At 68.4% G+C, this 24,421-nt stretch carries 21 protein-coding genes, 1 tRNA gene and 1 pseudogene; 7 read left to right on the forward strand and 16 right to left on the reverse strand.

From position 1 onward, the window contains the following. Positions 1 to 222: 222 nt before the first annotated feature. The 5 genes and pseudogenes from FVA80_RS05965 to FVA80_RS05985 form a co-directional block, all read right to left on the reverse strand. The gene (locus FVA80_RS05965) at positions 223 to 879 is read right to left on the reverse strand and encodes a TetR/AcrR family transcriptional regulator (RefSeq protein WP_187193599.1); all 657 of its coding nucleotides are present in this window, start codon (positions 877 to 879) and stop codon (positions 223 to 225) included. Positions 880 to 1,067: 188 nt separating this feature from the next. Continuing rightward, the gene (locus tag FVA80_RS05970) at positions 1,068 to 1,556 is read right to left on the reverse strand and encodes a DUF892 family protein (protein ID WP_147907213.1); all 489 of its coding nucleotides are present in this window, start codon (positions 1,554 to 1,556) and stop codon (positions 1,068 to 1,070) included. Positions 1,557 to 1,715: 159 nt separating this feature from the next. Further along, positions 1,716 to 2,387 carry a DUF2461 domain-containing protein gene (locus FVA80_RS05975; RefSeq protein ID WP_187193600.1) on the reverse strand — a complete coding sequence of 224 codons (672 nt, stop codon included), beginning with the start codon at positions 2,385 to 2,387 and terminating at the stop codon, positions 1,716 to 1,718. Beyond that, positions 2,384 to 3,748 carry an FAD-binding domain-containing protein gene (locus tag FVA80_RS05980; RefSeq protein WP_147907215.1) on the reverse strand — a complete coding sequence of 455 codons (1,365 nt, stop codon included), beginning with the start codon at positions 3,746 to 3,748 and terminating at the stop codon, positions 2,384 to 2,386. Before FVA80_RS05980 ends, FVA80_RS05975 begins: the two co-directional genes overlap by 4 nt. Before the next feature lie 327 nt (positions 3,749 to 4,075). Further along, a pseudogene (locus tag FVA80_RS05985) lies at positions 4,076 to 4,422 on the reverse strand (DUF2293 domain-containing protein). A 234-nt stretch (positions 4,423 to 4,656) separates the two neighbouring features. Here FVA80_RS05985 and FVA80_RS05990 point away from each other — a divergent pair. Further along, positions 4,657 to 4,929: a hypothetical protein gene (locus tag FVA80_RS05990; RefSeq protein WP_147907217.1), complete on the forward strand. Its 273-nt coding sequence runs from the start codon at positions 4,657 to 4,659 to the stop codon at positions 4,927 to 4,929. Between the two features lie 110 nt (positions 4,930 to 5,039). Here the strand turns inward: FVA80_RS05990 and rpsD are convergent, their stop codons facing one another. Further along, positions 5,040 to 5,657, reverse strand: coding sequence for a 30S ribosomal protein S4 (rpsD, locus tag FVA80_RS05995; RefSeq protein WP_058190956.1), 618 nt, complete (start codon positions 5,655 to 5,657; stop codon positions 5,040 to 5,042). A 210-nt stretch (positions 5,658 to 5,867) separates the two neighbouring features. Between rpsD and FVA80_RS06000 the strand changes: the two genes are divergently transcribed. The 3 genes from FVA80_RS06000 to FVA80_RS06010 all read left to right on the forward strand — a co-directional run bounded on the left by FVA80_RS06000 (position 5,868) and on the right by FVA80_RS06010 (position 7,545). Next, positions 5,868 to 6,350 (forward strand): GNAT family N-acetyltransferase, encoded by a 483-nt coding sequence (locus FVA80_RS06000; protein ID WP_246692285.1) that lies wholly within the window; start codon positions 5,868 to 5,870, stop codon positions 6,348 to 6,350. Between the two features lie 60 nt (positions 6,351 to 6,410). Next, a complete protein-coding gene (locus tag FVA80_RS06005) occupies positions 6,411 to 7,106 on the forward strand; it encodes a YafY family protein (RefSeq protein ID WP_147907219.1) in 696 nt (231 codons plus the stop codon). Positions 7,107 to 7,170: 64 nt separating this feature from the next. Beyond that, positions 7,171 to 7,545, forward strand: a complete 375-nt coding sequence (locus FVA80_RS06010) for a VOC family protein (RefSeq protein ID WP_147907220.1) — start codon at positions 7,171 to 7,173, stop codon at positions 7,543 to 7,545. A gap of 94 nt (positions 7,546 to 7,639) precedes the next feature. On the opposite strand, the gene FVA80_RS06015 is transcribed toward FVA80_RS06010, so the two are convergent. Then, positions 7,640 to 9,274 carry an alpha-D-glucose phosphate-specific phosphoglucomutase gene (locus FVA80_RS06015; protein WP_147907221.1) on the reverse strand — a complete coding sequence of 545 codons (1,635 nt, stop codon included), beginning with the start codon at positions 9,272 to 9,274 and terminating at the stop codon, positions 7,640 to 7,642. A 218-nt stretch (positions 9,275 to 9,492) separates the two neighbouring features. Between FVA80_RS06015 and FVA80_RS06020 the strand changes: the two genes are divergently transcribed. Then, a complete protein-coding gene (locus FVA80_RS06020) occupies positions 9,493 to 10,605 on the forward strand; it encodes an alpha/beta hydrolase (protein WP_147907222.1) in 1,113 nt (370 codons plus the stop codon). Between the two features lie 42 nt (positions 10,606 to 10,647). On the opposite strand, the gene scpA is transcribed toward FVA80_RS06020, so the two are convergent. The 9 genes from scpA to FVA80_RS06065 form a co-directional block, all read right to left on the reverse strand. After that, positions 10,648 to 12,813, reverse strand: coding sequence for a methylmalonyl-CoA mutase (gene scpA / locus FVA80_RS06025; protein ID WP_147907223.1), 2,166 nt, complete (start codon positions 12,811 to 12,813; stop codon positions 10,648 to 10,650). 56 nt (positions 12,814 to 12,869) lie between these two features. After that, on the reverse strand, positions 12,870 to 13,646 hold the full coding sequence (locus FVA80_RS06030; protein WP_147907224.1) for an SURF1 family protein: 777 nt from the start codon (positions 13,644 to 13,646) through the stop codon (positions 12,870 to 12,872). A gap of 14 nt (positions 13,647 to 13,660) precedes the next feature. Next, complete coding sequence (gene cyoD / locus FVA80_RS06035; RefSeq protein ID WP_147907225.1) at positions 13,661 to 14,065, reverse strand: cytochrome o ubiquinol oxidase subunit IV; 405 nt, start codon at positions 14,063 to 14,065, stop codon at positions 13,661 to 13,663. Then, positions 14,062 to 14,694, reverse strand: coding sequence for a cytochrome o ubiquinol oxidase subunit III (gene cyoC, locus FVA80_RS06040; protein WP_147907226.1), 633 nt, complete (start codon positions 14,692 to 14,694; stop codon positions 14,062 to 14,064). Before cyoC ends, cyoD begins: the two co-directional genes overlap by 4 nt. A gap of 4 nt (positions 14,695 to 14,698) precedes the next feature. Continuing rightward, a complete protein-coding gene (gene cyoB / locus FVA80_RS06045; RefSeq protein ID WP_147907227.1) occupies positions 14,699 to 16,699 on the reverse strand; it encodes a cytochrome o ubiquinol oxidase subunit I in 2,001 nt (666 codons plus the stop codon). 75 nt (positions 16,700 to 16,774) lie between these two features. After that, the gene (cyoA, locus tag FVA80_RS06050) at positions 16,775 to 18,031 is read right to left on the reverse strand and encodes a ubiquinol oxidase subunit II (protein WP_147907228.1); all 1,257 of its coding nucleotides are present in this window, start codon (positions 18,029 to 18,031) and stop codon (positions 16,775 to 16,777) included. Between the two features lie 113 nt (positions 18,032 to 18,144). Continuing rightward, a complete protein-coding gene (locus tag FVA80_RS06055) occupies positions 18,145 to 19,485 on the reverse strand; it encodes an MFS transporter (RefSeq protein WP_147907229.1) in 1,341 nt (446 codons plus the stop codon). 214 nt (positions 19,486 to 19,699) lie between these two features. Further along, positions 19,700 to 21,886, reverse strand: a complete 2,187-nt coding sequence (locus FVA80_RS06060) for a glycosyltransferase family 2 protein (RefSeq protein WP_147907230.1) — start codon at positions 21,884 to 21,886, stop codon at positions 19,700 to 19,702. After that, complete coding sequence (locus FVA80_RS06065) at positions 21,886 to 22,929, reverse strand: hypothetical protein (RefSeq protein ID WP_147907231.1); 1,044 nt, start codon at positions 22,927 to 22,929, stop codon at positions 21,886 to 21,888. Before FVA80_RS06065 ends, FVA80_RS06060 begins: the two co-directional genes overlap by 1 nt. A 328-nt stretch (positions 22,930 to 23,257) precedes the next feature. Here FVA80_RS06065 and FVA80_RS06070 point away from each other — a divergent pair. Further along, a tRNA-Val gene (locus FVA80_RS06070) sits at positions 23,258 to 23,332 on the forward strand. A 706-nt stretch (positions 23,333 to 24,038) separates the two neighbouring features. After that, on the forward strand, positions 24,039 to 24,374 hold the full coding sequence (locus FVA80_RS06075) for a hypothetical protein (RefSeq protein WP_147907232.1): 336 nt from the start codon (positions 24,039 to 24,041) through the stop codon (positions 24,372 to 24,374). Positions 24,375 to 24,421 lie beyond the last annotated feature (47 nt).

A 24,421-nucleotide genomic window follows, 5' to 3' on the forward strand; every position in this document is an offset into this window, starting at 1 on the left:
CGCGCGGGCTCGGACGATCCCTGCGGGGCGGACGGCATAGACGATGCTCATGCGGTCTCCTCCCTCATGCGAGCGCGACAGTGCCGAGGCTAGGGGAACCGGAAACGATTCGCAACGGCGGAAGACCGCACGTCGAGATGACGGTTGAAGCGCGATCGGAACGGCTGGTGAGGGTGGGAAGCGGCGAGACCGATTTCGGTCGCCAAATGCTTCAAGCGGACATCAACATCGTCCGCTCAGCAGGATCTCGGCGACTTCGGGCACGTCTCGGGTCGCCCGCTCGCACAGTCCGGCAAGATCCGCACCTGAGAAGGCGTGCATGTAAAGGGGGTGGAGGGCCATCTCGACGAACCGTGCCGCCAGCGGTGTTGCATCCGTCACCGCCGCGTCGGAGCCGTCCGTCGCCAAGCACTGCGCGATGCAGCGGACGCATCCGCCAAAGCCGATCCGGAACCCCTCGCGACCGAGTTCGGGAAACGCCTTCGCCTCGGCGATGGTGAGGCGCATCAGGGCGATGCTCTCCTCGGCCAGGGTTAGGTTGGCGAGTTCGATCCCGACCTGGACGAGGCGTTCCTTGGGCGTCCCGTTCGTCGGGACGATGGCCATTCGGGCCTGTAGTTCGTCGACGTAGCGCAGCACCACCGCCGAGAAGAGCGCCTCCTTGGTCGGAAAGCGCGCGTACAGCGTCGTCTTCCCGGTGTGGGCGAGATCGGCGATCTGATCGACTGTCGTGCGGCCAAACCCCTGCTCCAGGAACAGGGACGAGGCGACGGTGATGATGCGTTCCTCGATCTGTCCGGCCTGGTCAGCGCGCGGGCGTCCACGGCGCGGGCGGTCCGGTGCCGAAGGGACGGGGGTACGCTTGCCGGATTGGTCCAAGATCGGAACCGATTTTGCTGGGGGACGCATGCACCAAAGGTGGTGCGTTCGAACGGCCAAGCCAAGTCGTCCCACACGGCCGTCCACCTGAGATGGCGAGCGGCGACCGACCTGCGCGAGGGGGCGGAGCGCCGGCCGGTCGCCGTCATCACATGGCCGGTGGCCCCGTGATCCCTGTCGCCGCCGGGCTAAGCGGCCTGCTTGCCGACCGCGGCCTCGGCGGCCTTTGCGTAACGCTCTTCCAGCGCCTTGCTCTCCTGGCCAAGGCGCTCGAACTCCTCGGCCTGCTTGGAGAGGCTAAGTGCCTTTGCGTAAATCACGTGGCACTGGAAGGCGGTGGCCACGTAGGTGAGGCCCACTCGGGCACCGAAGGCGATGGCGACGTCGCGTGTCTCGTCGTCCTGGGCAGCCTTGACGGACATCTCCGTGCCTTCGGCGATGCCGGCCTGGATACGGTCCTTGAAGTCGTTCGGCTGGGTGTCGAGCTCCTTCAGGAAGCCGATCATCGCCTGCTGCTGGCGGCCGCACAGCGCCGCGCCCTCTGCGGCCAGCTTCTTGAACGCGGGATCGGTGAACTGCCCCTCGGCCTGGGAGGCTGCCGTCTTGCCCTGCTCGGAAGCCGAACGGTAGGCCTGGAGGCCGGCGATGTACCAGGTCTTGATCGTGTCGTGGGACATTCGGATTGCCTGTCTGTTGCGCCGTACGGCCAGCCACGTCCGAAGGTGGGGCGGTCCGAAGGCGATGCCCGGAGCATTAATAGGACGATATCGTCCTATTATGGGAAGTCGCAGTTCGGCCCATGGTTCCTGGCCGGTTCCGATTTTTGATCTTGGCCTTCAGCCGGCGATGGCGTCGTTGAGGTAGTCCACCAGGGGCTGGGCCGCCTTGAAGGTCTCAACGACCACGTCGAGGGCGTCCTCGCCCTGGAGCTGCTTGTTCGTCAGCTTCCGGTTGGCGCAGAACCCCTTCATGCGCAAATATTCGATGGCCGGGTGGTCGGGATCGTATCCCTGGGGCGCACGCTTGAGCTCGCCCGGGCTCGTCAGTCCTTCGGGGAACATCGCCTTCATCTCGCGGGACTCGACGACGCCGGTCCACTTCGGCAACGATGCCGCGATCCGCTTGCGGATGTGGTCGAGCGCCTTCGGCTCGGTCGTGAAGATGCCCCCGCCCGCATAGCAGTCGCCCGGCTCGACATGGAGGTAGTAAGAGGCCGACCCCTGGTAGTCGCCGACGCTGTTGAGCATCACGAACAGGTCCGTCTTGTACGGCGGCTTGCCCTTGGCGAAGCGCATGTCCCGGTTGAGGCGGGTCACGCACTTCGTCGGCTCGGCGTTCGCCTTCTTCACCTTGGGATTGAAGCGGGACGCCGCGTCGATCAGGTGGCCTGCCACGTCGACGAGGTTGGATTTCGCGCGCTCGTAGTCGTCACGATGCTCCTCGAACCATTCCTTGTCGTTGTGGGCCGCGATGCCCTTCAGGAAGTCGAAGGTGTGCTTCTCGATCATCTGGGGGCATTCCTTTCGCCGAATTCGAACGATGGGGTTTCGTGCACCGGGCGCGCCCCGAGCGCTGGGGACTTCGCCCCCCAAGCCGCGCGGGCTGCGCGAGCGGCGGCCAGGTGATCGACCAGGGGCGGCGGCAGGGGCGATGCGGGATGCAGCCATGGCTCGTGGGCGAACCCGGCCGGAAGGCTGGCCAGTTCGGGCAGCCATGCGCGGACGTAGCTCTCGTCGAGGTCGAGGTCGCGGCCTTGCTTGACCGGGTTCAGGATGCGCGGCCCGCGATCCTGATTGACCCGGCCGTCGTTGATCGCGACCTGAAGCCAGGTGATGCCGGGCTCGTAGTCGTCGAACATCTCCGCCAGGACCGTCCCGACCTCGAACGGAGGCAAGCCCAGGAGCTGCACCGCATAGGACGCGGCCAGCTGGCGAAGGCGGAAATTGATCCAGCCGGTCGCCTTCAGCTCGCGCATGGCCGCATCAGGCATGGGGATGCCGGTGCGTCCGTCCCGCCAGGCTTCGACCCTGCGCCGCATCTCCGGCGTGATCGGGAGCGGACGCAGATCGTCCTCATAGCGGGAAAAGGTCGTCAGGAAGCCGGGACGGTAGCGGACGCGCCCCTTGAAGGCGCCGAAGGATTTCCCCGCGACCGAACGGGCCTGGCCCGGGTTCGCGCGGTGCCAGGCGCGTTCCGCCGCCTCGGTTTCGACCCTCGCCCTGTCGCTGGACAGCGTGCCCGCCGCGAAGTGGGTCGAAAGCAGGCTGGTGCTCAGCCGATCTCGGCCCGGCACCCACATGCCGGCCAGGTAATCCCGCTCCGGCAGGCCCCTCAGGAAGGCCCGCAGCAAGGCTATCGGGTGATCGTCCGGCAGCGCCCCCGGTGCGATCTCGGCCGCATCGGATAGGAACGGCGCGTCGGGCCTGGCCCCTCCCGTTCCCTTGCGACGGATCATCTCGCCGTTGACGGTCACCAGCGGGATGCCGACCGCCGCCAACTCGTCCGTCCATTGCCTGTGATGGGCAAGCTCGGCGGCCATGCCATCGGCGGCGTTGCGGATGACCACGGTACATCCATGCCGCCGACAAGCCGCCGCAACGGACGTATCGTCACCAGGGCCACGCACCTCGAAAGGTATGCCTTTGGCCAAGAACTGCGCCTCAAGTCGCGCCTCGGCTGCCTCCTCAAGAGTGCGCCGATGCGGAGTCCGCCTGGGTCGCCCCCGCGCCTCGGGGGCGATGCGCAGCACCGCCATGCCTCCGTAGCCGGTGGTGGCCTGCCGGAGGGCAAGATTGTCCTCAAGCCTCAGATCCTCGGCAAGCCAGAGAAGGACCCTGCAATCGGAGTGTCGGACGGGCGTAGCATGCATCGGAAAGAAATAGGACGACGGCGTACTATTTCAATATCAGGGTCGCAGGTAGGATGCGGAGCGTCCGCTTCTTGGCCAAAAGCTAAAGTCCGCTTCCTGTCCCGAGCCGAAGTGGCCGGACGGCCGACGGACGACCGCTTATGGGAAGCGCTGTTGACGAGTTTGGCGGCTGGGTTGGGTCGAAACCAGCCCCTCCAAAAGGCGCCGCTCTCGTGATCCGCGACAGCTTGCCGGCGACGGGTGCCCCGCTGTCGGGCTGCATCGTCGGGCGTGACCCCGGACCCGGCTTTGCCATCCCCGAATCCCGCCCGCCACCGGGACAAAACGCTAATCCGGCTCGTCCTCCGGATCGGCCTCAGGCTCCTCCTCGGGGATCGGCGCGGCGCCCCAGGCGGTGAGCGCCGCGTTGAGGTCGTCGAGGACGAAGTGCCGGGCGCTGTCGCGGTCGTAGCCCTCGCCCAGAAGGTCGTCGTAATCGGTGAAGACGTGGCGGGCATAGGCCACCAGGGCGAGGCGCGCGGCGGTCCTGGGGCGGCTCCGCGCAGGCCGGCGCTCGCCAGCGCCCGGTCCAGGACGGCGTCGGACTCGAAGGCGGGCAGGCGCGGGGCGATGTGGGCCAGCGCCTCGGCCACGGCCGCGCGGCGGTTCAGGGGCGAGGACGAGGTCGAGGACAAGGGGATCTTCTCCGGGATGCGCGCAGGGCCGCCTGCGGCCCGGGCACCATGATTTCGCCGCCGCGGCCGGCTAGGGGGCTGGCCGCCGGTGCGGATACCTGCTCGGGGTGCGCACGCGCATCACGACAAAGGCTTAGCGCCGCATCCAATTGCAACGTGCTCCGGTGCGGCCCTAATGTCATCGGCAGGTGAGGCGGGGCACGCAGACAACCCGCCGTCGGGGAGATCAGGTCCATGGCAACGATCCGTCACGCGGTGATCCTGGGCGTGCTGCTCGGGGCGGCGCCGGCCCTGGCCCAGAGCCCGGCGGCCCCGGACGGGTCCCGGGTCGGCCGCAGGATCACCGCCACCGGGCAGACCAAGCCGCCGAGCCCCGCCGCCACGGGTACGGCCCGGCCGGTGAACGAGGTCGCCATGATCAAGGCGCAGAAGGCCGCGGAAGCCCGCTCGAAGGCGTGGGACAGCAAGATGCGCCACACGATGGGCACGATCTGCAACGGCTGCTGAGCCGGATACGAAAAGGGGCCGCCCCTGCGGGCAGCCCCTTCTTTCGCAAGTCCACGGTCCCGAACCGCACCCCGCCGCCGGCTCGGCCGCGGGGTGCGATCCCGGGAGACTCAGCGGGAGTAGAACTCGATGACGAGGTTCGGCTCCATCTGCACCGGGTAGGGCACCTCGGACAGGCTGGGGATGCGGGTGACGCGGGCGGTCATCTTGGCGTGATCGGCCTCGATGTAGTCCGGCACGTCACGCTCGGGGAGCTGGGTCGCCACGATGACGATCTCGAGCTGGCGGGAGGATTCCTTGACCTCGATGAGGTCGCCGGCCTTCACCTGATAGCTCGGGATGTTCACCCGGATCCCGTTGACCTTGACGTGGCCGTGGTTGACGAACTGGCGGGCCGCGAACGGGGTCGCCACGAACTTCGCGCGGTACACCACGGCGTCGAGGCGACGCTCGAGCAGGCCGACCAGGTTCTCGCCGGAATCGCCGCGCAGGCGGATCGCCTCGGCGTAGTAGCGGCGGAACTGCTTCTCGGTGATGTTGCCGTAATAACCCTTGAGCTTCTGCTTGGCGCGCAGCTGCGTGCCGAAGTCGCTCATCTTGCCCTTGCGGCGCTGGCCGTGCTGGCCGGGGCCGTACTCGCGGCGATTGACGGGGCTCTTCGGGCGGCCCCAGATGTTCTGGCCCATGCGGCGGTCGAGCTTGTGCTTCGCCTGAATCCGCTTTGACATATGTTTCGCGTCCTCTCGTGACCGAGATTGAGGAACGCGCCCTCCTTTTCCCGGACCCTCAAGGCCGGGACGACAGGGCGGGATGATCCCGCCCACGGGTGCGCGTGAAAACGCGACGGGGCCCCGTGCGGAGCCCCATCGACGGCCGGGTCTTTAGGGGATGGGCCGGCCCGGGTCAACCACAGGCGGACTTTCGGAATGGCGGCGACGATGCGGATCAGGCAGGCAGAGGCGGCGGACGCGGCGGCGATCCGGGGTGTGGTGGACGCGGCCTACGCCAAATGGATCCCGCTGATCGGCCGCCTGCCGACGCCGATGCGGGCCGATTACGCGAAGTCTGTGCAGGATCACCGCTTCGACCTGCTGCAGATCGACGAAGAATTGGCCGCCCTGATCGAGACCACGCGAAGGGACGACGAAGGGAACGGCCACCTGCTGGTCGTCAACGTCGCGGTCCACCCGTCTTTCCAGGGCCGGGGCTTCGGGACGACGCTGCTCACCCGCGCGGATACGATCGCCGCCGGGGCCGGCCTGACGCGGCTGCGGCTCTACACGAACAAGAAATACACGGCGAACCTGCGCCTCTACGGATCGCTGGGCTACGAAGTGGAGCGCGAGGAGCCGTATGACGGACCGGGCCGGACCCTGGACGACGACATCACGGTTCACATGGTGAAGGCGATCGCTCCGTAACCGGCCGGAACCCGCGATGCCGTCATCCGATGGCAGCGTCGCGGGCGTTAGAAGGGCCGCATGTCCCGCTCGGAACGCCTGTTCGACCTGCTCCACGCCCTGCGCAGCCACCGGCGGCCCGTCAGCGGGCGCGTGCTGGCCGGGGAGACCGGCGTCAGCCTGCGCACCCTGTACCGGGACATCGCGAGCCTTCAGGCGATGGGGGCCGCCATCGAGGGGGAGCCCGGGGTCGGATACGTGCTGAGGCCGGGCTTCCTGCTGCCGCCGCTGATGTTCAGCCCGGAGGAGATCGAAGCGCTGGTCCTGGGATCGCGCTGGGTCGCCGATCGCGCGGATGACCGGCTGAGCAGCGCGGCCCGGAGCGCACTCGCCCGGATCGGCGCGGTCCTGCCCGACGACCTGCGCGAGACCTTCGCGGATTCGGCGCTGCTGGTCGGCCCCGGCACCGCGGCCCCAGCCGACGTGGTCGACCCCGCCCTGCTGCGGAGGGCGATCCGGACCGAGCGCAAGCTGACACTGCGCTACCGCGACGGGACGAGCGCGGCCTCGGAGCGGGTGGTGTGGCCGTTCGCCCTCGCATTCTTCGACGCCGTCCGGATCCTGGTGGGCTGGTGCGAGCTGCGCCAGGGCTTCCGGCACTTCCGCACCGACCGGATCGCCGAAGCCGAACTGAGCGACGTGCGCTATCCGCGCCGCCGGCAGGCCCTGCTCAAGGACTGGCGGCGCACCGAGGGGATCATAGACCCCGCCGCTTGATGCTGCCGGAAACTGGCAGGGGCGCTGGATATTGAGGTCGCGCATCCACCGACAGGAGCGACCGATGGCCGAACCCAGCAACATCCTTCTCTACGTCACAGACCCGGAGGCCAGCGCGCGCCTCTACGCGACCCTCCTGGACCAAGAACCGGTCGAGGCGAGCCCGACCTTCGTGCTGTTCGCTCTGCCCTCGGGCCTGGCGCTGAGCCTGTGGGCGCGAAGCGGGGTCGTGCCGGCCCCCACGCAAGCGGGCGGCGGAGGCGAAATCGGCTTCCGGGCGCACGGAGCCGCGCGCGTGGACGCGCTCCACGACGCCTGGCGGGCGAAGGGCGCCGAGATCGTCCTGGCACCGACGGATCTCGATTTCGGCCGCAGCTTCGTCGCCGTCGATCCGGACGGGCATCGCCTGCGGGTCTATGCGCGAACCGAGGATCAATGAGCGACCTTCGGCGTGAATGCTGCGCGGAGCCCTGCTATCGGGCTCCGCCCCGATACCCCGCCAAAGGGCTGAGCCCTTTGGAAACCCGGATCGGTCAGGTCACCACGCTCGGCTCGGCCCGGCCGGTGCGGGGCTCGATCTCCGCGACGGCGCGGGCCGCCGCCACGACCGGGGCCAGCACCTCGGAGACGGGCAGGTCGAGCCGGGTCGGATCGGCCTCGTAGCGCTCCAGATAGACCCGGAGCGTCGCCCCGGCGGTGCCGGTGCCCGAGAGACGGAAGACCACGCGGGCATCCTCGGCGAAGCCGATGCGGATCCCCTGGTGCTCGGTGAGCGAGCCGTCGACGGGATCGCGGTAGGCGAACTCGTCGGCCGTCGAGACCGTGAGGTCGCCGAGCCGCGTCCCCGGCAGCCCGGTGAGCTTTTCGCGGAGCGCGTCCATCAGGCCGTTCGCGGCGTCGGAATCCACCTCCTCGTAGTCGTGGCGGGCGTAGTAGTCGCGACCGTGGGTGCGCCAATGCGCCCGCACCAGCGCGTCGGCGCGCTCGCCGGTGGCGGCCAGGATGTTGAGCCAGAGCAGCACCGCCCAGAGCCCGTCCTTCTCGCGCACGTGGTTCGAGCCGGTGCCGGCGCTCTCCTCGCCGCACAGGGTGATCAGGCCGGCATCGAGAAGATTCCCAAAGAACTTCCAGCCGGTGGGCGTCTCGTAGGCCTGGATGCCCAGAGCCGCCGCGACCCGGTCGGCGGCGCGGCTCGTGGGCATCGACCGGGCGATGCCGGCCAGGCCGCCCGCGTAGCCCGGCGCCCGGTGGGCGTGGGCGGCAAGGAGCGCGAGGCTGTCGCTCGGCGTCACGAACAGCCCCGGGGCCACGATCATATTGCGGTCGCCGTCGCCGTCGGACGCCGCGCCGAAATCGGGGGCGTCCGCCCCCTGCATCAGGTCGAACAGGTCGTGGCAATGGACCGGGTTCGGATCCGGGTGATGGCCACCGAAATCTTCTTTTGGAATGGCGTTGACGACCGTCCCCCGAGGCGCGCCGAGCATGCCTTCGAGGATGGCGACCGCGTAGGGGCCGGTCACCGCGCTCATCGCGTCGAACCGCATGCGGAAGCCGGAGGCGAACAGGCGCGACACGGCGTCGAAGTCGATCAGCGTGCGCATCAGTTCGGCGTAGTCGGCCACCGGGTCGATGATCGCGACCGTCATGGCGCCGAGCCGGGTCTCGCCCAGGGTGTCGAGGTCGAGATCCGACGCCTCGACCAGGCTGTAGCGGGTGAGCGCCTTGGCCCGTTCGAAGATCGCGTTGGTCATGGTCTCGGGCGCGGGACCGCCGTTGGCGGCATTGAACTTGATGCCGAAATCGCCGTCCGGCCCGCCCGGGTTGTGGCTCGCCGACAGGATGATGCCGCCGATCGCCTGGGCCTTGCGGATCACGCAGGAGGCGGCCGGGGTCGAGAGTAGGCCGCCGCGTCCGACCAGCACCCGGCCGAACCCGTTGCCGGCGGCGAGCCGCAGCGTCTTCTGCACCACCTCGCGGTTGAGGAAACGCCCGTCACCGCCCAGCACCAGGGTCGCGCCCGCCTTGTCGGGCAGGGTGTCGAAGATCGCCTGGACGAAGTTCTCGACGTAGTTCGGCTGCCGGAACACGGGCACCTTCTTGCGCAAGCCGGAGGTGCCCGGCTTCTGATCGGGGAAGGGCGTGGTGGCGACGGTCGTCGGGGTCGTCATGGGCGGGCGTCTCCCGGGTTCTCCCGCCTCAATGCCCGCGCGGAGGCGCGGCGTCACCCGCCCCGGCGACAGAGGCGGGGGTTTTTTCACGCGCTTTCGCCGGATCGGGCAACGGAACCCGCCTCCTGTCCGCCGGCGGCCGCTCCGGACCGTTGCGCCGATCGACACCCGTCGGTTGAATCACCGGAGCCGCCGAACAAGGCGGGCCGGAGGAAACCATGGCGGACAGAGTGGTGCAGAAGGATCCGAACGGGGCGCGGCCGGGCAGGGGCCTGGCCCGACGCCAGCTGGTCGGGGCGCTCGCCGCCGGGGTGGCGGTCGCGGGCTCACCGGCCCCGTCGGCGGCCGCGCCCGCGAGCCGGCTGCAGACGGAGGAATTCCGGCTGCCGTGGAGAGAGCCGGGCGTCGAGATCTACGTCCGCAACAAGCGCCCTGCCGGGATCGACCGGTTTCCGGGCGACCGGATCCTGCTCTACGTGCACGGATCCACCTACCCGTCGTCCACGGCCTTCGACCTGCCGCTGGGCGGCATGTCGGCCATGGACTACCTCGCGGGCCTCGGCTTCGACGTCTACCTCGTGGATCTGCCGGGCTACGGCCTGTCCGGACGCCCGGCCGCGATGGACGCGCCGCCGGCCGACAACCCGCCGCTCATGCGCACGCAGGACGCCGCAAAGGTGGTGGGGCAGGTCGTGGACTTCATCACCAAGAGGCGCGGGGTCGAGAAGATCGACCTGATGGGCTGGTCCTGGGGGACTTCCACCATGGGCCTCTACACCAGCACCCACAACGATCGGGTCAACCGGCTCGTCCTGTACGCGCCGCAATGGCTGGCGCGCACGCCGGGCCTGATCGGCGGCGGCGGCCCGGTGGGGGCCTATCGCAGCGTGAGCCGGGACAGCGCCCGGACGCGCTGGCTGACCGGCGTCCCCGAGGACAAGAAGTCCGACCTGATCCCGGCGGGCTGGTTCGACCAATGGGCCGACGCGACCTTCGCCACCGATCCGGTCGGCGCGAAGCAAGCGCCGCCGGTCCTGCGCGCCCCGAACGGCACGGTCGCCGACAAGGACGCCTACTGGGCGGCCGGCAAACCGCTCTACGACCCGGGCGACATCCGCGTGCCGGTGCTGATCATCCACGCCGAGTGGGACGCGGACCTGCCGAGCTACCAGGCACAGGAGTATTTCGCAAAGCTCACCCACGCCCCCTACAAGCGCTTCGTCGAGCTGGGGGAGGGCACCCATACGGTGATGATGGAGAAGAACCGCATGCAATTCCTCCACGCGGTCGGAGCCTTCCTCACGGAGGCGGACCCGACCGCGCTGAACTGAGCGGCGTCCCGTCTCCCCGCGTTCGGGGAGACGGGCCCCGATCTACTCCGCGGCCTGACGCGCCGCGTAGCCCAACCGCTCGTTCAGCGCGCGGATCAGCTTGACCGCGGCCTCGGCGATCACCGTACCGGGCGGGAAGATCGCCGAGGCTCCGGCCGCCACTAGGGCATCGTAGTCGCCCGGCGGGATCACGCCGCCGATGGCGATCATCACGTCGTCGCGGCCCTGCTCGGTGAGCGCCGCCTTCAGCTCCGGCACCAGGGTGAGGTGCCCGGCGGCGAGCGACGAGACGCCGACGATGTGCACGTCGTTCTCCACCGCCTGCCGGGCGGCCTCGTCCGGGGTGGCGAAGAGCGGTCCGATATCCACGTCGAAGCCGAGATCGGCGAACGCCGAGGCGATGACCTTCTGGCCACGGTCGTGCCCGTCCTGGCCCATCTTGGCGACCAGGATGCGCGGCCGGCGGCCGTCATTCTCCTCGAACGCCTCGACCAGCGCCCGGACTTCCTCGACCACTGGCGACATGCCCCCCACCTCGCGCTTGTAGACGCCGGAGATCGAGCGGATCTCGGCGCGGTGCCGGCCCCAGGCCTTCTCCAGGGCCTCGGAAATCTCACCCACGGTGGCCTTGGCGCGGGCCGCGTCCACGGCCAGAGCCAGCAGGTTCTCGTTCGTGTCGGCGGCGTTGGTCAGCGCCTCGAGCCGGGCCGTGACCGCCGCCTCGTCGCGCTCCGAGCGCAGCCGCTTGAGCTTGTCGATCTGGAGGCGGCGGACATTGCCGTTGTCGACCCGCAGGAGGTCGATCGCCATGTCGTCGTCGGACTTGAACTTGTTGATGCCCACGATGGTCTGGCGGCCGGAATCGATCCGTGCCTGCGCCCGGGCCGCGGCCTCCTCGATCCGCAGCTTGGGGATGCCGGCCTCGATCGCCTTGGCCATGCCGCCGAGCTGGTCGACCTCGCGGATATGCTCCCAGGCCCGGGCCACGATGTCGGCGGTCAGCTTCTCCACGTAGTAGGAGCCGCCCCACGGATCGGCGATCCGGGTGGTGCCGCTCTCCTGCTGCAGGAACAGCTGGGTGTTGCGGGCGATCCGGGCGGAGAAGTCGGTGGGGAGCGCCAGCGCCTCGTCCAGAGCGTTGGTGTGCAGCGACTGCGTGCCGCCCTGCGTCGCCGCCATCGCCTCGATGTTGGTGCGGGTGACGTTGTTGAACACGTCCTGGGCGGTGAGCGACCACCCGGAGGTCTGCGAGTGGGTGCGCAGCGCCAGCGACTTCTCGGACTTCGGATCGAACCCCTTGACCAGCTTCGCCCAGATCAGGCGCGCGGCCCGCATCTTGGCGATCTCCATGAAGAAGTTGGTCGAGATCGCCCAGAAGAACGACAGGCGCGGGGCGAACTGGTCGATGGTCAGGCCAGCCGCGAGCCCGGCCTTGATGTACTCGACGCCGTCGGCCAGCGTGTAGGCGAGCTCAAGGTCGTTCGTCGCCCCGGCCTCCTGCATGTGGTAGCCGGAGATCGAGATCGAGTTGAACTTCGGCATATTCTTGGACGTATACGCAAAGATATCGGAAATAATCCGCATCGATCCCTTGGGGGGATAGATATACGTGTTGCGGACCATGAACTCCTTGAGGATGTCGTTCTGGATCGTACCGGCGAGTTTCTGGGGCGGCACGCCCTGCTCCTCGGCGGCGACGATGTAGAGCGCGAGGATCGGCAGCACCGCGCCGTTCATCGTCATCGACACCGTCATCTCGTCGAGCGGGATGCCGGAGAACAGCGTCCGCATGTCGTAGATCGAGTCGATCGCCACCCCGGCCATGCCGACATCGCCCGAGACCCGGGGGTGGTCGGAATCGTAGCCGCGGTGCGTGGCGAGATCGAAGGCCACCGACAGGCCCTTCTGCCCGGCCGCGAGGTTGCGCCGATAGAACGCGTTCGAATCCTCGGCCGTGGAGAAGCCGGCATATTGCCGGATCGTCCAGGGCTGGGTCACGTACATGGTCGGGTAGGGGCCGCGCAGGAACGGCGCGATGCCGGGATAGGTGTCGAGGAACTCCAGGCCCTCCCGGTCCTCCGGCCCGTACCGGCCCTTCACCGGAATGCCCTCCGGGGTCATCCAGGGCTCGGGCAGCGTGGGCGATGCCACCGCAAGCGGCTCGCCGACCCAAGACATCTCGGCGAAGTTCGGAATGCGGGTGGTCATGTGGGTGACTCGTTGTGGCGTTTGTCACCCTATTATAGACGCCCCCGGAAACCGGGCTACTCCCCTCCAGGTCTAGACGTCCGCCGGCCGCGCAGGATGTAGATCGCTGCACCGGCCAGCATCAGCGCCATCCCGTACCAGGTCAGCGCATAGACGAGGTGGCTGTTCGGGAAGGCGATCACCGTGAGCCCGCCCACCGGCAGGCCGCCGGAATTGGGCGCCGCGTCGGCGTCGACGAAGTAGGGGGCGACGTCGGTCAGGCCTTTTGCCGCCGCGATGGCGGCCACGTCGCGCGAATACCAGCGCCCATCCTTCGGGTCGTTCGACCGCAGGAACGCGCCACCGGGCTCGGTCAATCGCAGGAGGCCGGTCACCCGCGCATCCCCCGCCACCTGACCGGCCAGCCGGGTCGCGGGATCCCGGTTCGGCCCCGGCACGAAGCCGCGGTTGACCAGCACGAGGGTGCCGTCGGGCCGGCGGAGCGGCGTCAGCACCCAGAAGCCGCCGCCCCGCTCGGTGACGGCCTGGACCAGCGTCTCCCGGTCGTGAAGGAAGGTGCCGGACAGCCGGACATGCCGGTAGGCGTCGTCGGGGCCGACCCGTGGCCATTCGGCTGGGCCGGGAGCCGGCACCGCCGGGGCGTGGACCCGGGCATCGACCCGGGCAATCAGGTCGAGCTTCCAGGCCCGGCGCTGGACCTGCCACGTCCCGAGCCCGACGAGGACGACGAACACGAAGGCGGCGGCCGCGCCGAACACGAAGCGCCGCGCGAACGAAAGCGGGGCCGGGGAGGGGCCCGGACCGGAGCCCCCCGCCGACCCCGAGGGGATCACGTCCGCACGCCCGCTCAGCGGGCGTTGTTCATGACGTCGTGGGCATCCATCGGCATCATGTTGTGGTTGAGGTGGTACATCACCCAGACCGAGCCCGCGAGCATGATCACCACCACCATGATGGTGAAGATCAGGGCCAGGAAGGTCCAGCCGCCCTCGGACTTCGTGTTCATGTGCAGGAAGTAGATGACATGCACGACCATCTGCACGCCGCCCAGCGCCAGGATCACCAGGGTGGTGACGAGGCTGTTGTCGAGTACGTTGCCCATCACCAGCCAGAACGGGATCACCGTCAGGATGACCGACAGGACGAAGCCGGTGATGTAGCTGCCGAAGCTGCCGTGCCCGCCCTCGCTGTGGGCGTGGGCGTCATGGGTATCCGGACCGTGACCGGTCAGGTGGTGCGCGTCGGCGCTCATTCGAGCACTCCCATCAGGTAGACGACCGTGAACACCCCGATCCAGATCAGGTCGAGGAAGTGCCAGAACATCGACAGGCACATCAGGCGCCGCTTGTTCTCGACGATCAGGCCGTGCTTGCGCAGCTGAACCAGCAGCACGACCAGCCAGAGGATGCCGACCGAGACGTGCAGGCCGTGCGTCGCCACCAGGGTGTAGAACGACGACAGGAAGGCGCTGCGCCAGGGCGGCGCGCCCTCATGGAACAGGTGGACGAACTCCCGGATCTCCAGGGCCACGAAGGCCACGCCGAACAGGCCGGTGATCGCGAGCCAGATCTGCGTCGGCTTGATCCGGTCCCGGTCCATCTCCAGCATGGCGAAGCCGTAGGTGATGGACGAGAACAGCAGCATCGCGGTGTTCACCGCGATGCCCGGCAAGTCGAACAGCTCCTTGGGAGTCGGCCCGGCCGCGTAGCTGCGGCCGAGCACGCCGTAGGTCGCGAACAGGGTCGCGAAGATGAGGCAGTCGCTCATCAGGTAGAGCCAGAACCCGAGCATCGTCGAGCCCTCGGAGTGATGGCCCTCCTCGTCGGTCTGGTAGAAGACCGGCGCCGCAGCGCCGGGGGGTGCAGTCTCCGCGTGCATCATCGGATCACGCCATCTCCAGCTCGCGCGTCCTCTGACCTTCCGTCCGACTGACCGTGTCGGCAGGAATGTAGAAGTCGCGCTTGTAATTAAAGGTGTGAAGGATCGCGACGAGGAGGATCGCCACGAAGCTGAGCGCCGCCAGCCACCAGACGTACCAGACCATGGCCAGGCCGAAGGTGAAGTTCAGTCCAGCCAGGATGGCACCGGTCGCGGTGTTCTTGGGCATGTGGATCGGCTTGTACCCGGTCATCGGCCGGGCGAAGCCGCGGTTCTTCATGTCCCACCACGCGTCGGAATCGTGGACCACCGGGGTGAAGGCGAAGTTGTAGTCCGGCGGCGGCGAGGAGGTGGACCATTCCAGGGTCCGGCCGCCCCACGGGTCGCCGCTCAGGTCGCGCAGCTTCTCGCGATTGCGGATCGAGACCACGAACATGATGATCTGCGAAGCGATCCCGCAAGCGATCAGCGCCGCGCCGCCAGCCGCGATCACGAACCAGATCTGAAGCGACGGGTCGTCGAAGTGCTGCATCCGCCGGGTCACGCCCATCAGGCCGAGCACGTAGAGCGGCATGAAGGCGACGTAGAACCCGCTCACCCAGAACACGAGGGCCATCTTGCCCCAGAACTCATCGAGCTTGAACCCGAAGGCCTTGGGGAACCAGAAGGTCACGCCGGCGAACATGCCGAACAGCACGCCGCCGATGATCACGTTGTGGAAGTGCGCGATCAGGAACAGCGAGTTGTGGAGCACGAAGTCGGCCGGGGGCACCGCCAGGAGGACGCCGGTCATGCCGCCGATCACGAAGGTGACGATGAACGCCACCACCCACATCATCGGCACCTCGAACCGGATCCGGCCGCGGTACATCGTGAACATCCAGTTGAAGATCTTCGCGCCCGTCGGGATCGAGATGATCATCGTCGTGATCCCGAAGAACGAGTTCACGTCGGCGCCCGAGCCCATGGTGAAGAAGTGGTGCAACCACACCAGGTAGGCGAGGATGGTGATCACCACGAGCGCGTAGACCATCGACGTATAGCCGAACAGCCGCTTGCCGCAGAAGGTCGAGGTGATCTCCGAGAACACCCCGAAGGCCGGCAGGATCAGGATGTAGACCTCCGGGTGGCCCCAGATCCAGATCAGGTTGAAGTACAGCATGGCGTTGCCGCCAAGGTCGTTCGTGAAGAAGTGGGTGCCGACGTAGCGGTCGAGCGACAGCATCGCCAGGACGGCCGTCAGGATCGGGAAGGCGGCCACGATCAGGATGTTGGTGCACAGCGACGACCAGACGAAGATCGGCAGCTTCATCATGGTCATGCCAGGCGCGCGCATCTTCACGATGGTCGCGATCAGGTTGATGCCCGACAGCAGCGTCCCGATACCGGCGATCTGCAGCGCCCAGATGTAGTAGTCGACGCCGACGCCGGGGCTCATGGCAGCCCCCGAGAGCGGCGGGTAGGCGAGCCAGGTGGCGCGCGAGAACTCGCCGACGAACAGCGACACCATCACCAGGATGCCGCCGGCCACCGTCATCCAGAAGCTGAAGTTGTTCAGGAACGGGAAGGCCACGTCGCGGGCGCCGATCTGCAGCGGCACCGCGAAGTTCATGAGCCCCGTGACGAACGGCATCGCCACGAAGAAGATCATGATCATGCCGTGGGCGGTGAAGATCTGGTCGTAGTGGTGCGGCGGCAGGAAGCCCTGCTCCGAACCGAACGCCACCGCCTGCTGCGAGCGCATGAGCAGCGCGTCGGCGAAGCCCCGCAGCAGCATGATCAGCGCGAAGATGCAGTACATGATACCGATCTTCTTGTGGTCGATGGACGTGACCCAGTCACGCCACAGCGGCCCCCAGAAGCGGAAATACGTGATGACGCCCAGCACGGCGAGTCCGACCACGGCCACGCCGGCGAACGTCGCCTGCAGGATCGGCTCGTGATACGGGATCTGCTCGATCGTAAATCGACCGAGGATCAACTGCTGTAGGTCGAGGTTTGCGAACATGGGATCGGCCCGTTCAATGGGTTCGACGGCGACCGCCGGTTTTACGGTGTGGGGCTCGCGTTCACGCGAGCATTCTTACTGGTTGAGCTGCTTGGGCGCGATCTGCCCGCCCTCGCTCTGGCCCTGGCTGTCGGGGGCCTTGACCTCAGGGGTCTTCTCCTGCCCAGGCAGCGCATTCTCGCCCTGGCCGCGCGAGTCCGGGTTGCCCATGTCGGGCCTGGGCTTCATGCCCTGAGGCTGCGTCTGCCCATGCGGGCCGGTCCCGGATGCCGGCCCCGTCGCGCCGGGAGCCTCGTTGCCGCGATCGGCCATGCGGTTGTCGTACTGCAACCGGTCGTAGTTGGCCTCGGCCTCCGCCCCGGACGCGCCGCCCCGGGCGTCGATCTTCACCATCTCACCGACGCACATCTGCTCCGGCCGGGGGCACATGCCGATGATCCGGTCGTACAGGCCCTTGGCGTAGGACTTGTAGAAGCGGGACGGCTCGGACTCGCTCGGCTTCTCCAGCTCGAGATAGGCCTCCTGGGTCAGCTCGCCGCCCTGCGCCTTGGTCTTGGCAACCCACTGATCGAAGGCCTCGTTGGTCACGCCGTTGAACTTGAAGAACATGTTCGAGAAGCCGGCGCCGCTGTAATGCGCCGAGCGGCCCTCATAGGAACCCTCCCGGTTGATCACCGCGTGGAGCTGGGTCTGCATGCCCGGCATCGCGTAGACCATGCCGGCGAGCGTCGGGATGTAGAACGTGTTCATCACGTCGGTGGCGGTGATCTTGAACTGGATCGGCCGGTCCACCGGGGCGGCGAGCTCGTTCACCGTGGCGATCCCGTATTGCGGGTAGAGGAACAGCCACTTCCAATCCATCGCCACCACCTCGACTTGCAGCGGCTCGACGCCGGCCGGGACGTCGCGCTTCGCGTCGATCTTGCTGAGCGGCCGGAACGGATCCAGGGTGTGGGTCCCGATCCAGGTGAGGGCGCCGAGCGCGATGATGATCATCAGGGGCGCCGTCCAGATCAGCACCTCGAGCTGCGTCGAGTGGTGCCATTCGGGATCGTACACCGCGTCCTTGTTGGTGGCGCGGTAGCGCCAGGCGAAGAACAAGGTGAAGAAGATCACCGGGATGATGATCAGGAGCATCAGCCCGGTGGCCGCCAGCACGAGGTTGCGCTGCTGCTCGGCGACGTAGCCGGCCGGGCTCATGACCACGAGGTTGCAGCCACCCAGCAACGCCAGGATCGGCGGCAGGGCGAGGAGCGGCACGAGCCGACGTGCGAGGCCGCTCCGGCGGTCGCTGGGCTCGATCCTGTCCGGGAGAAGGGTCGAAGAGGTCACAGCACTCGTCTCTTTATCCCACGCCGCATGCGCGGCATCCGCGCCGTGTCGCGTCTGCGGCACGGCCGACAACGTCTGGAAGGAGGCGCGCAGCCTGCGCCGCGCGCTGCCGGCTACATCTGGCGCATCTCGGAGCGGTCGAGGAACAAGGCCGCGAGGGTGCAGACCGCGCCGGACAACAGGTAGACGCCGACCATGGCCAAGCCGTAGCGCTGCGACAGGAACAGCGCCACCAGCGGGGCGAAGCCGGCACCGACCAGCCAGGCGAAGTCGGAGGTCAGCGCGGCGCCGGTGTAGCGGTAGTGGTTGCCCAACCGGGCCGTCACCGCGCCGGCGGTCTGGCCGTAGGCGAGGCCGAGCAGCATGAAGCCGATCGTGACGTAGATGGTCTGGCCGATCGCGCTCTCGCCGAACAGGAGCGGCGCGATGATGCTGCCGACCGCAAAGAACCCGATCAGCGAGGCGCTCATGATCAGGCAGTTGCGGCGGCCGATCTGGTCGGCGATCAGCCCGGAGGCGGCGATCGCGCCGGCACAGACGATGGCCCCGGAGAACTGCACGATCAGGAACTCGCCGGGCGAGCGGCTGCTGGTGTTGTTGAGTGCCAGCCAGGCGATCGGGAAGATCGTCACGAGGTGGAACAAGGCGAAGCCGGCGAGCGGCACGAAGGCGCCGCGGATCACGTCGGCGGCATGGTGCCGGAACAGCTCCAGGGCCGGGACCGGGCGGAGCCGGTCGAGGTCCATCATCCGGGCGAATTCGTCGGTGGCGACCAGGCGCAGCCGGGCGAACAGGGCGACGACGTTGATGGTGAAGGCGCAGTAGAACGGGAAGCGCCAGCCCCAATCGATGAAGTCGGCCTCGTCGAGGTTGACCAGGAAGAACGCGAACAACGCGCTCGCTACCATGAAGCCCAGGGGCGCGCCGAGCTGCGGGATCATCGCGTACCAGCCGCGGCGCTCCCGGGGGGCGTTCATGGCGAGCAGGGAGGCGAGCCCGTCCCAGGCGCCGCCCAGTGCCAGGCCTTGAAGGATCCGGAGGACCGCCAGGAGGTAGACGGAAGAGATGCCGATGCTATCGTAGCGCGGCAGGAAGCTGACCGCCGCCGTGGCGCCCCCGAGCAGGAACAGCGCGATCGTGAGCTTGACGCTGCGCCCGTGCCGGCGATCGATCGCCATGAAGATCACGGAGCCGATCGGCCGGGCGATGAAGGCCAGGGCGAAGATCGAGAACGCGTACAGCGTGCCGGTCAGCGGATCGACGAAGGGGAAGAACACCTTCGGGAAAACCAGCACGCAGGCGATGCCGAATACGAAGAAGTCGAAGTATTCGGACGCGCGGCCGATGACCACGCCGATGGCGATCTCGTTCGGGTGGACCTTGTGGTCCCCCATCGCCTGCTGAGCATCGCGCTCCAGGGTCGTGGCCGAGGCCATTTGGGTGTTCGCACTCATGGTTGACTGCCGCCCTCGCCGCGCGCCCGTTCGGGCGCCATGGCCGGAACCGCCTCATGCGGCATGTCCAGAGGTATCGCAACCGGCATCCGACGCAAGTTCACCCACTGACGCATGCATGGCACCCCCATGCCTGCCCTGCAGTCGGCACATGCGGGGCGGCCTGCCGCGACGGGCGGAACCCGTCGCCGCGGCGCCGGCCGAGCCCACACGCCTAGACCCGGTAATGCGCGGAATTTCGTGACAGGTTGATGTTGTAGTAGGGGTCGGCCCGGAGCTCAGGGCCCCAGCGGTCGAGCATGGTCAGCACCTCGCCCTCGAAGCGCTTGCGCTTCTCCGGCGTATCCTCGGCGCCCCGACTCTTCGATTCGTGATGAATCAACTTGGCGAACGGCGTCCACACGATGCGGTAGCCGGCCCGGCGGATCTTCAGGCACAGGTCCACGTCGTTGAAGGCGACCTTCAGGGCGTCGGCATCGAAGCCGCCGACCGCCTCGAACACGTCGGCGCGCATGGCCAGGCAGGCGCCCGTGACCGCCGAGACCTCGTGGGCGATGACCATCCGGCAGAAATAGCCGGGATCCGCGTCCGGTACGCCGAGATGGCTGTGCCCGGCGACGCCACCGATCCCCAGCACGATGCCGCCGTGCTGGATGGTCCGGTCCGGGTAGAGCAGCTTCGCCCCGACGGCGCCGATCTCCGGCCGCACCGCGTGCCGGACCAGTTCCCCGAGCCACTCGCGGTCCAGCACCTCGACGTCGTTGTTGAGGAACAGGAGCACCGGCCCGGTGGCGGCGGCCGCGCCGCGGTTCGACAGGTCCGAGAAGTTGAAGGCTCCCGGCACCGGCACGATGCGCACGCGCGGGTCGTCGCGATACCGGGCGAACAGGGCCGCCGTCTCGGGCTCGCGGCTGTCGTTGTCGACGATCACCACCTCGATGTCGGGGTAGTCGGTGCCCGCGAGCAGCCCGTCGAGGGTGACCGACAGGATCTCGGCGCGGTCCCGGGTCGGGATGATCGCGGAGACCCGGGGCGGCGGAAGCGGGAGCGGCCGGACCAGGCGGTTGAAGCCCGACGGCCCGCGCTCGACCCGGCCACCCCAGGGCGCCACGACCTCGTCGAGGGCGCGCAGCCGCGCCGCCTCGGCCCGGGACAGGGCCCGGTCCGAGAAGGTCCCGGAACCCTGCGCGGCGCGCCAATGGTAGAGCACCCGCGGGATGTGGCGGATGCGGGACGGGTCGAGGCCGTCGGTGAGCCGCAGCAGCAGGTCGTGGTCCTGACTGCCCTCAAAACCCGGACGCAGGCCGCCGACCGCCCGCAGGGCGTCGGTCCGGACCACGGTGAGATGGTTGATGTAGTTCTGCGCGTAGAGCAGCTCGCGGTCGAAGCCCGCCTTGAAGTGCGGGTCGAACCGGCGGCCGCGTCCGTCGATCTTGTCCTCGTCGCTGTAGATCAGCACCAGGTCCGGATCGAGGCGAAGCGCCCGGGCGACCTCATAGAGGGCGTCCTCGGTGAGCACATCGTCGTGGTCCATGAAGGCGCAGGCGACACCGCGTGCGAGGCCCAGGGCATCGTTGGTGGCCCGGGCGATGTGGCCGTTCTCGGACCGGGCGAGCACGCGGATGCGCGGATCGGCCTCGGCGGCGCGCTCAAGGATCCGGGGAATCGCGGGCCGCGTCGAGGCGTCGTCGACGACGCACAGTTCCCAGTGCGGATAGAGCTGCGCGCGCAGGGAGGCGAGGGCGGCCTGCAGCACCTTCGGGTCCGGATCGTGCACCGGCATCAGCACCGAGATCAGCGGCGGATCGGCCCAGGCGGCGATCTCGGCGGCAATGCCGTCCCGCTCCGCCCGGCGATAGCCGTGGGCACGGATCCAGGCCTCGTATCCGGTCACCCGGCGGTGAGCCAGCGCCCGGCCCAGGAAGCCGCGCGCCCGCACCTTCTTGCCGAGGATCCGCCAGTAGAGCGCCTGCAGGGTCAGCGCCGGCTCGCGCAGGAGCGCGCGCGGCACCAGGGTCGGCCAGTCGAGGCGGCGCACCGTGATTCGGCGCAGCCGGACCGTGACCCGACCGGCGGGATCGGCCACCCGCAGGGCGACGACGCCCTCGGGGAGGCGCCCGATCCACGTGAAGGCACCCCCGCCCGACGCCTCCTGGGGCAGCAGCGGCCCCGGACGCCCCTCGGGACCGGCGAAGGCCATGCCGGGGATCGTGTCCGGACCCTCCGTCGGGTCGTTGGACAGGGTGATCTCGAGCCAGCGGCCCGCGAGCCCCGGAAGCTCGACGCGCATCCCGTCCGCCGCCGCCCGGACCGGCAGAGGGCGGCGCTTGCGTCCGGTTCGCGTCAGGTGCGCCGGCGGCAGGCGCGTCTCGGGGCCCCCCGTCTCGGTCGGGCGCGCCATCAGCTCCAGCTCTTGTCGATCGAGTCCTTCACGGCATCCGACATCGCGACGTCGAACACCAGCATCTCCTCCACCGCCTTGACAGTCCGCAAGCGCTCGGCCAGCGCCTGGGTCTCGGCCGGCACCGGCGGCGGAACCGGCACCGGAGCGTGGATGCCCAGCCGGTCGAACAGGGTCGACGCGAAGGCGTGGTACCGCGTCTTGTGGCCGACGATCCCGACCCGGGCCAGGATCTCGATCGCGGCGATCGAGTTGCCCGGGTGCAGGCGATCCTCGGGCATGCGGGTTCCGAGCTGGCGGGTCAACGGGTTGTAGAGCAGCCGGTAGGCCGGCTCCGGCAGCATGCGGAAGTAGCGCTTGAGGCTCTTCACGTCGGTGAAGTCGTAGGATTCCGAGAACGACGCGGCCTCGGCCAGCGGTCCGAGGCGCCAGCCGCGCACCGGATCGAGGGCGTCGCCGGCCCGGGCCTTCAGCCAGAGCATGCGGGTCGCCATCTCGGTGTAGGGGTCCTGCACCAGGATGCCGGTGACCATCAGGTCCGGCGTCATGAAGTTCTCGTAGCGCGGGATCGTCACGGCGCCCGACAGCAACGCCGAGGGGGCTGAGGGGCCGGATAGGATGCAGGTCAGGATCTCGTCCGGCAGCTTGTGGACGCCGAAGTAGCAGTGCTGGAAATACGGGAACAAGGCCGCCTGCAGGGCCGTCTCGGGCTCGATCCCGGTGTTGATGAGCATGACGCGCAGCCGCACGAGCCCGTCCGGAGGCGTGCGGCGATAGACCAGGACATTGGTGTCGGCGTCGTAGAGTTCGAGGCGCTGGATCTCGGCCAGGCCCGGCACCTCGGCCTGCGTGAGCACGAAGGTGCATTGCCCGGTGGCGTGCCAGCCGTTGCGCTTGAACGTCTCGTCGGTGACGCTGGCCGAAACCTCGGCCACGCGCTGGCCTCCGACGGAGACCATCACCCGACTGATGGCGAGGGGATTGTCCGGCACGATCCAGCCGCGGATCGAGTCGCCGTGATCGTGATCAATGAAGTAGCGCATGTCCCGAAGCTTGAGGCGGCGGAATGCCGGGACCGCCCGAGCGGCCCGGCCGGATGCCGGCCGGCACGCCCATAGCGCATTTTCTTCCCCGCGTGCACCATTGCGGTATCCGCCCCCCCGGGCTACGCCCCTCAACCTTCCGCTTGCGCCCCCGCCGGGCACCGGCTATAGGCCCGGCCCACCGGTGCTCACGCAGCACCGGACCGGGCGCGTAGCTCAGCGGGAGCGCACTACCTTGACAGGGTAGGGGCCACTCCTCATAAGCCGCTGAGTGGCCTGGATTATTTCGATGGCTTTCAGGCTCGACGAGCCTGATGACGATCGATTAGGAGACGTAGCACAGCGGTAGTGCATTCCCTTGACATGGGAAAGGTCACAGGTTCGATCCCTGTCGTCTCCACCACTCGACCCTATGGCGCCCGAGCGGACGGTTTCCCCGCATTAGATTGAGCCGGCGGGGCCTGCCCCTCAGTGAACGGTGGCATCGTCCCCGTCCTCTGGTCCGTTCAGGGTTGGAAACTTTCTACACGCCTCCTCAACCTGAAGCACCGCAAGGGCGCGACGCGCTGGACGTCCCTGTCTGCCTTCGGCTTCGCCCGCGAGGACGAGAGACCGGGCAGATGCGCGGGTCCAGCACGCGATGAACAACCGGCCCGGCGTCGTGCAGCCGCAGCCGACCGGCCCGAACCGTGTCGAATGCCGCGGCACGGTGCGCGCGCCAGATGGCCACGACATGCCGCTGCGCACGGTGGGGGAGGTCGGCGGGACGGACAGTGACGCAACCATGCGGTTTCTGATGGCTATCCCGCTGGCCCAGCAACCCTCGACACCGCGAAACCGCCATCTCAGGACCCGACGAAGTCAATCGTTTCGTTGGGACCGTAACGTCGGCCGATGCTTGCACAGGCCGCCATCCGGCAGCACCGGATGCGGGGCCGCTTAGAACCGTGATCTTTGCCAGATGGTCCTGGCCAGGACGATCTGGCCAGGACCATCTGAGACGTGCGAGGGCACGGGAGCATGCATGGGATCCCATCATCCTCGTAGGTCCCGCCGCGTTCCCGGCCGTATCGCCACCTGGTTCCGCTCAGAGCCCCGAAGGCTGCCGTATGACGACGTCCCCTGTCCACGACATCGACACCAAATACATCCGCCAGATCCAGCAGCAGCAGATTGCACTGGCACTGATCATGGCCGAGCGCGACGCGGCCGTGCGGGAGCGCGATCTGGCCCGGGCGCGATCCGAGGCCTCGACCAAGCTGATTGAGGCCCTGTCGGCGAGTTTGCGGCCCTTCGGGTTCAGCCGGAAGCGCTTCCTGTCGGCGATCCGCAGGGCGGCCCGCACGGTACCGGACCAGGGGCCCGATTCGCTGCAGCATACGGTTCTGTTCGACGGCTCGAACCGGATCCTGGGGGCCCGGCCTCTTGACCGGACCCGTCCCTGAGCGCACCGCACCCGCACTCGTCACCTGTATCGATCGGTCCCCTTCAA

The organism is Methylobacterium sp. WL1 (genome assembly GCF_008000895.1).
GTDB lineage: Bacteria > Pseudomonadota > Alphaproteobacteria > Rhizobiales > Beijerinckiaceae > Methylobacterium.

Bases quoted from the DNA above. Each gene is read 5' to 3' on its own strand.
- FVA80_RS05970 (WP_147907213.1), bottom strand. From the start codon at position 1,556: ATGTCCCACGACACGATCAAGACCTGGTACATCGCCGGCCTCCAGGCC.
- FVA80_RS05975 (WP_187193600.1), bottom strand. From the start codon at position 2,387: ATGATCGAGAAGCACACCTTCGACTTCCTGAAGGGCATCGCGGCCCAC.
- FVA80_RS05980 (WP_147907215.1), bottom strand. From the start codon at position 3,748: ATGCATGCTACGCCCGTCCGACACTCCGATTGCAGGGTCCTTCTCTGG.
- FVA80_RS05990 (WP_147907217.1), top strand. From the start codon at position 4,657: ATGGCAACGATCCGTCACGCGGTGATCCTGGGCGTGCTGCTCGGGGCG.
- rpsD (WP_058190956.1), bottom strand. From the start codon at position 5,657: ATGTCAAAGCGGATTCAGGCGAAGCACAAGCTCGACCGCCGCATGGGC.
- FVA80_RS06000 (WP_246692285.1), top strand. From the start codon at position 5,868: ATGCGGATCAGGCAGGCAGAGGCGGCGGACGCGGCGGCGATCCGGGGT.
- FVA80_RS06005 (WP_147907219.1), top strand. From the start codon at position 6,411: ATGTCCCGCTCGGAACGCCTGTTCGACCTGCTCCACGCCCTGCGCAGC.
- FVA80_RS06010 (WP_147907220.1), top strand. From the start codon at position 7,171: ATGGCCGAACCCAGCAACATCCTTCTCTACGTCACAGACCCGGAGGCC.
- FVA80_RS06015 (WP_147907221.1), bottom strand. From the start codon at position 9,274: ATGACGACCCCGACGACCGTCGCCACCACGCCCTTCCCCGATCAGAAG.
- FVA80_RS06020 (WP_147907222.1), top strand. From the start codon at position 9,493: ATGGCGGACAGAGTGGTGCAGAAGGATCCGAACGGGGCGCGGCCGGGC.
- scpA (WP_147907223.1), bottom strand. From the start codon at position 12,813: ATGACCACCCGCATTCCGAACTTCGCCGAGATGTCTTGGGTCGGCGAG.
- cyoD (WP_147907225.1), bottom strand. From the start codon at position 14,065: ATGAGCGCCGACGCGCACCACCTGACCGGTCACGGTCCGGATACCCAT.
- cyoC (WP_147907226.1), bottom strand. From the start codon at position 14,694: ATGATGCACGCGGAGACTGCACCCCCCGGCGCTGCGGCGCCGGTCTTC.
- cyoB (WP_147907227.1), bottom strand. From the start codon at position 16,699: ATGTTCGCAAACCTCGACCTACAGCAGTTGATCCTCGGTCGATTTACG.
- FVA80_RS06055 (WP_147907229.1), bottom strand. From the start codon at position 19,485: ATGAGTGCGAACACCCAAATGGCCTCGGCCACGACCCTGGAGCGCGAT.
- FVA80_RS06060 (WP_147907230.1), bottom strand. From the start codon at position 21,886: ATGGCGCGCCCGACCGAGACGGGGGGCCCCGAGACGCGCCTGCCGCCG.
- FVA80_RS06065 (WP_147907231.1), bottom strand. From the start codon at position 22,929: ATGCGCTACTTCATTGATCACGATCACGGCGACTCGATCCGCGGCTGG.
- FVA80_RS06075 (WP_147907232.1), top strand. From the start codon at position 24,039: ATGACGACGTCCCCTGTCCACGACATCGACACCAAATACATCCGCCAG.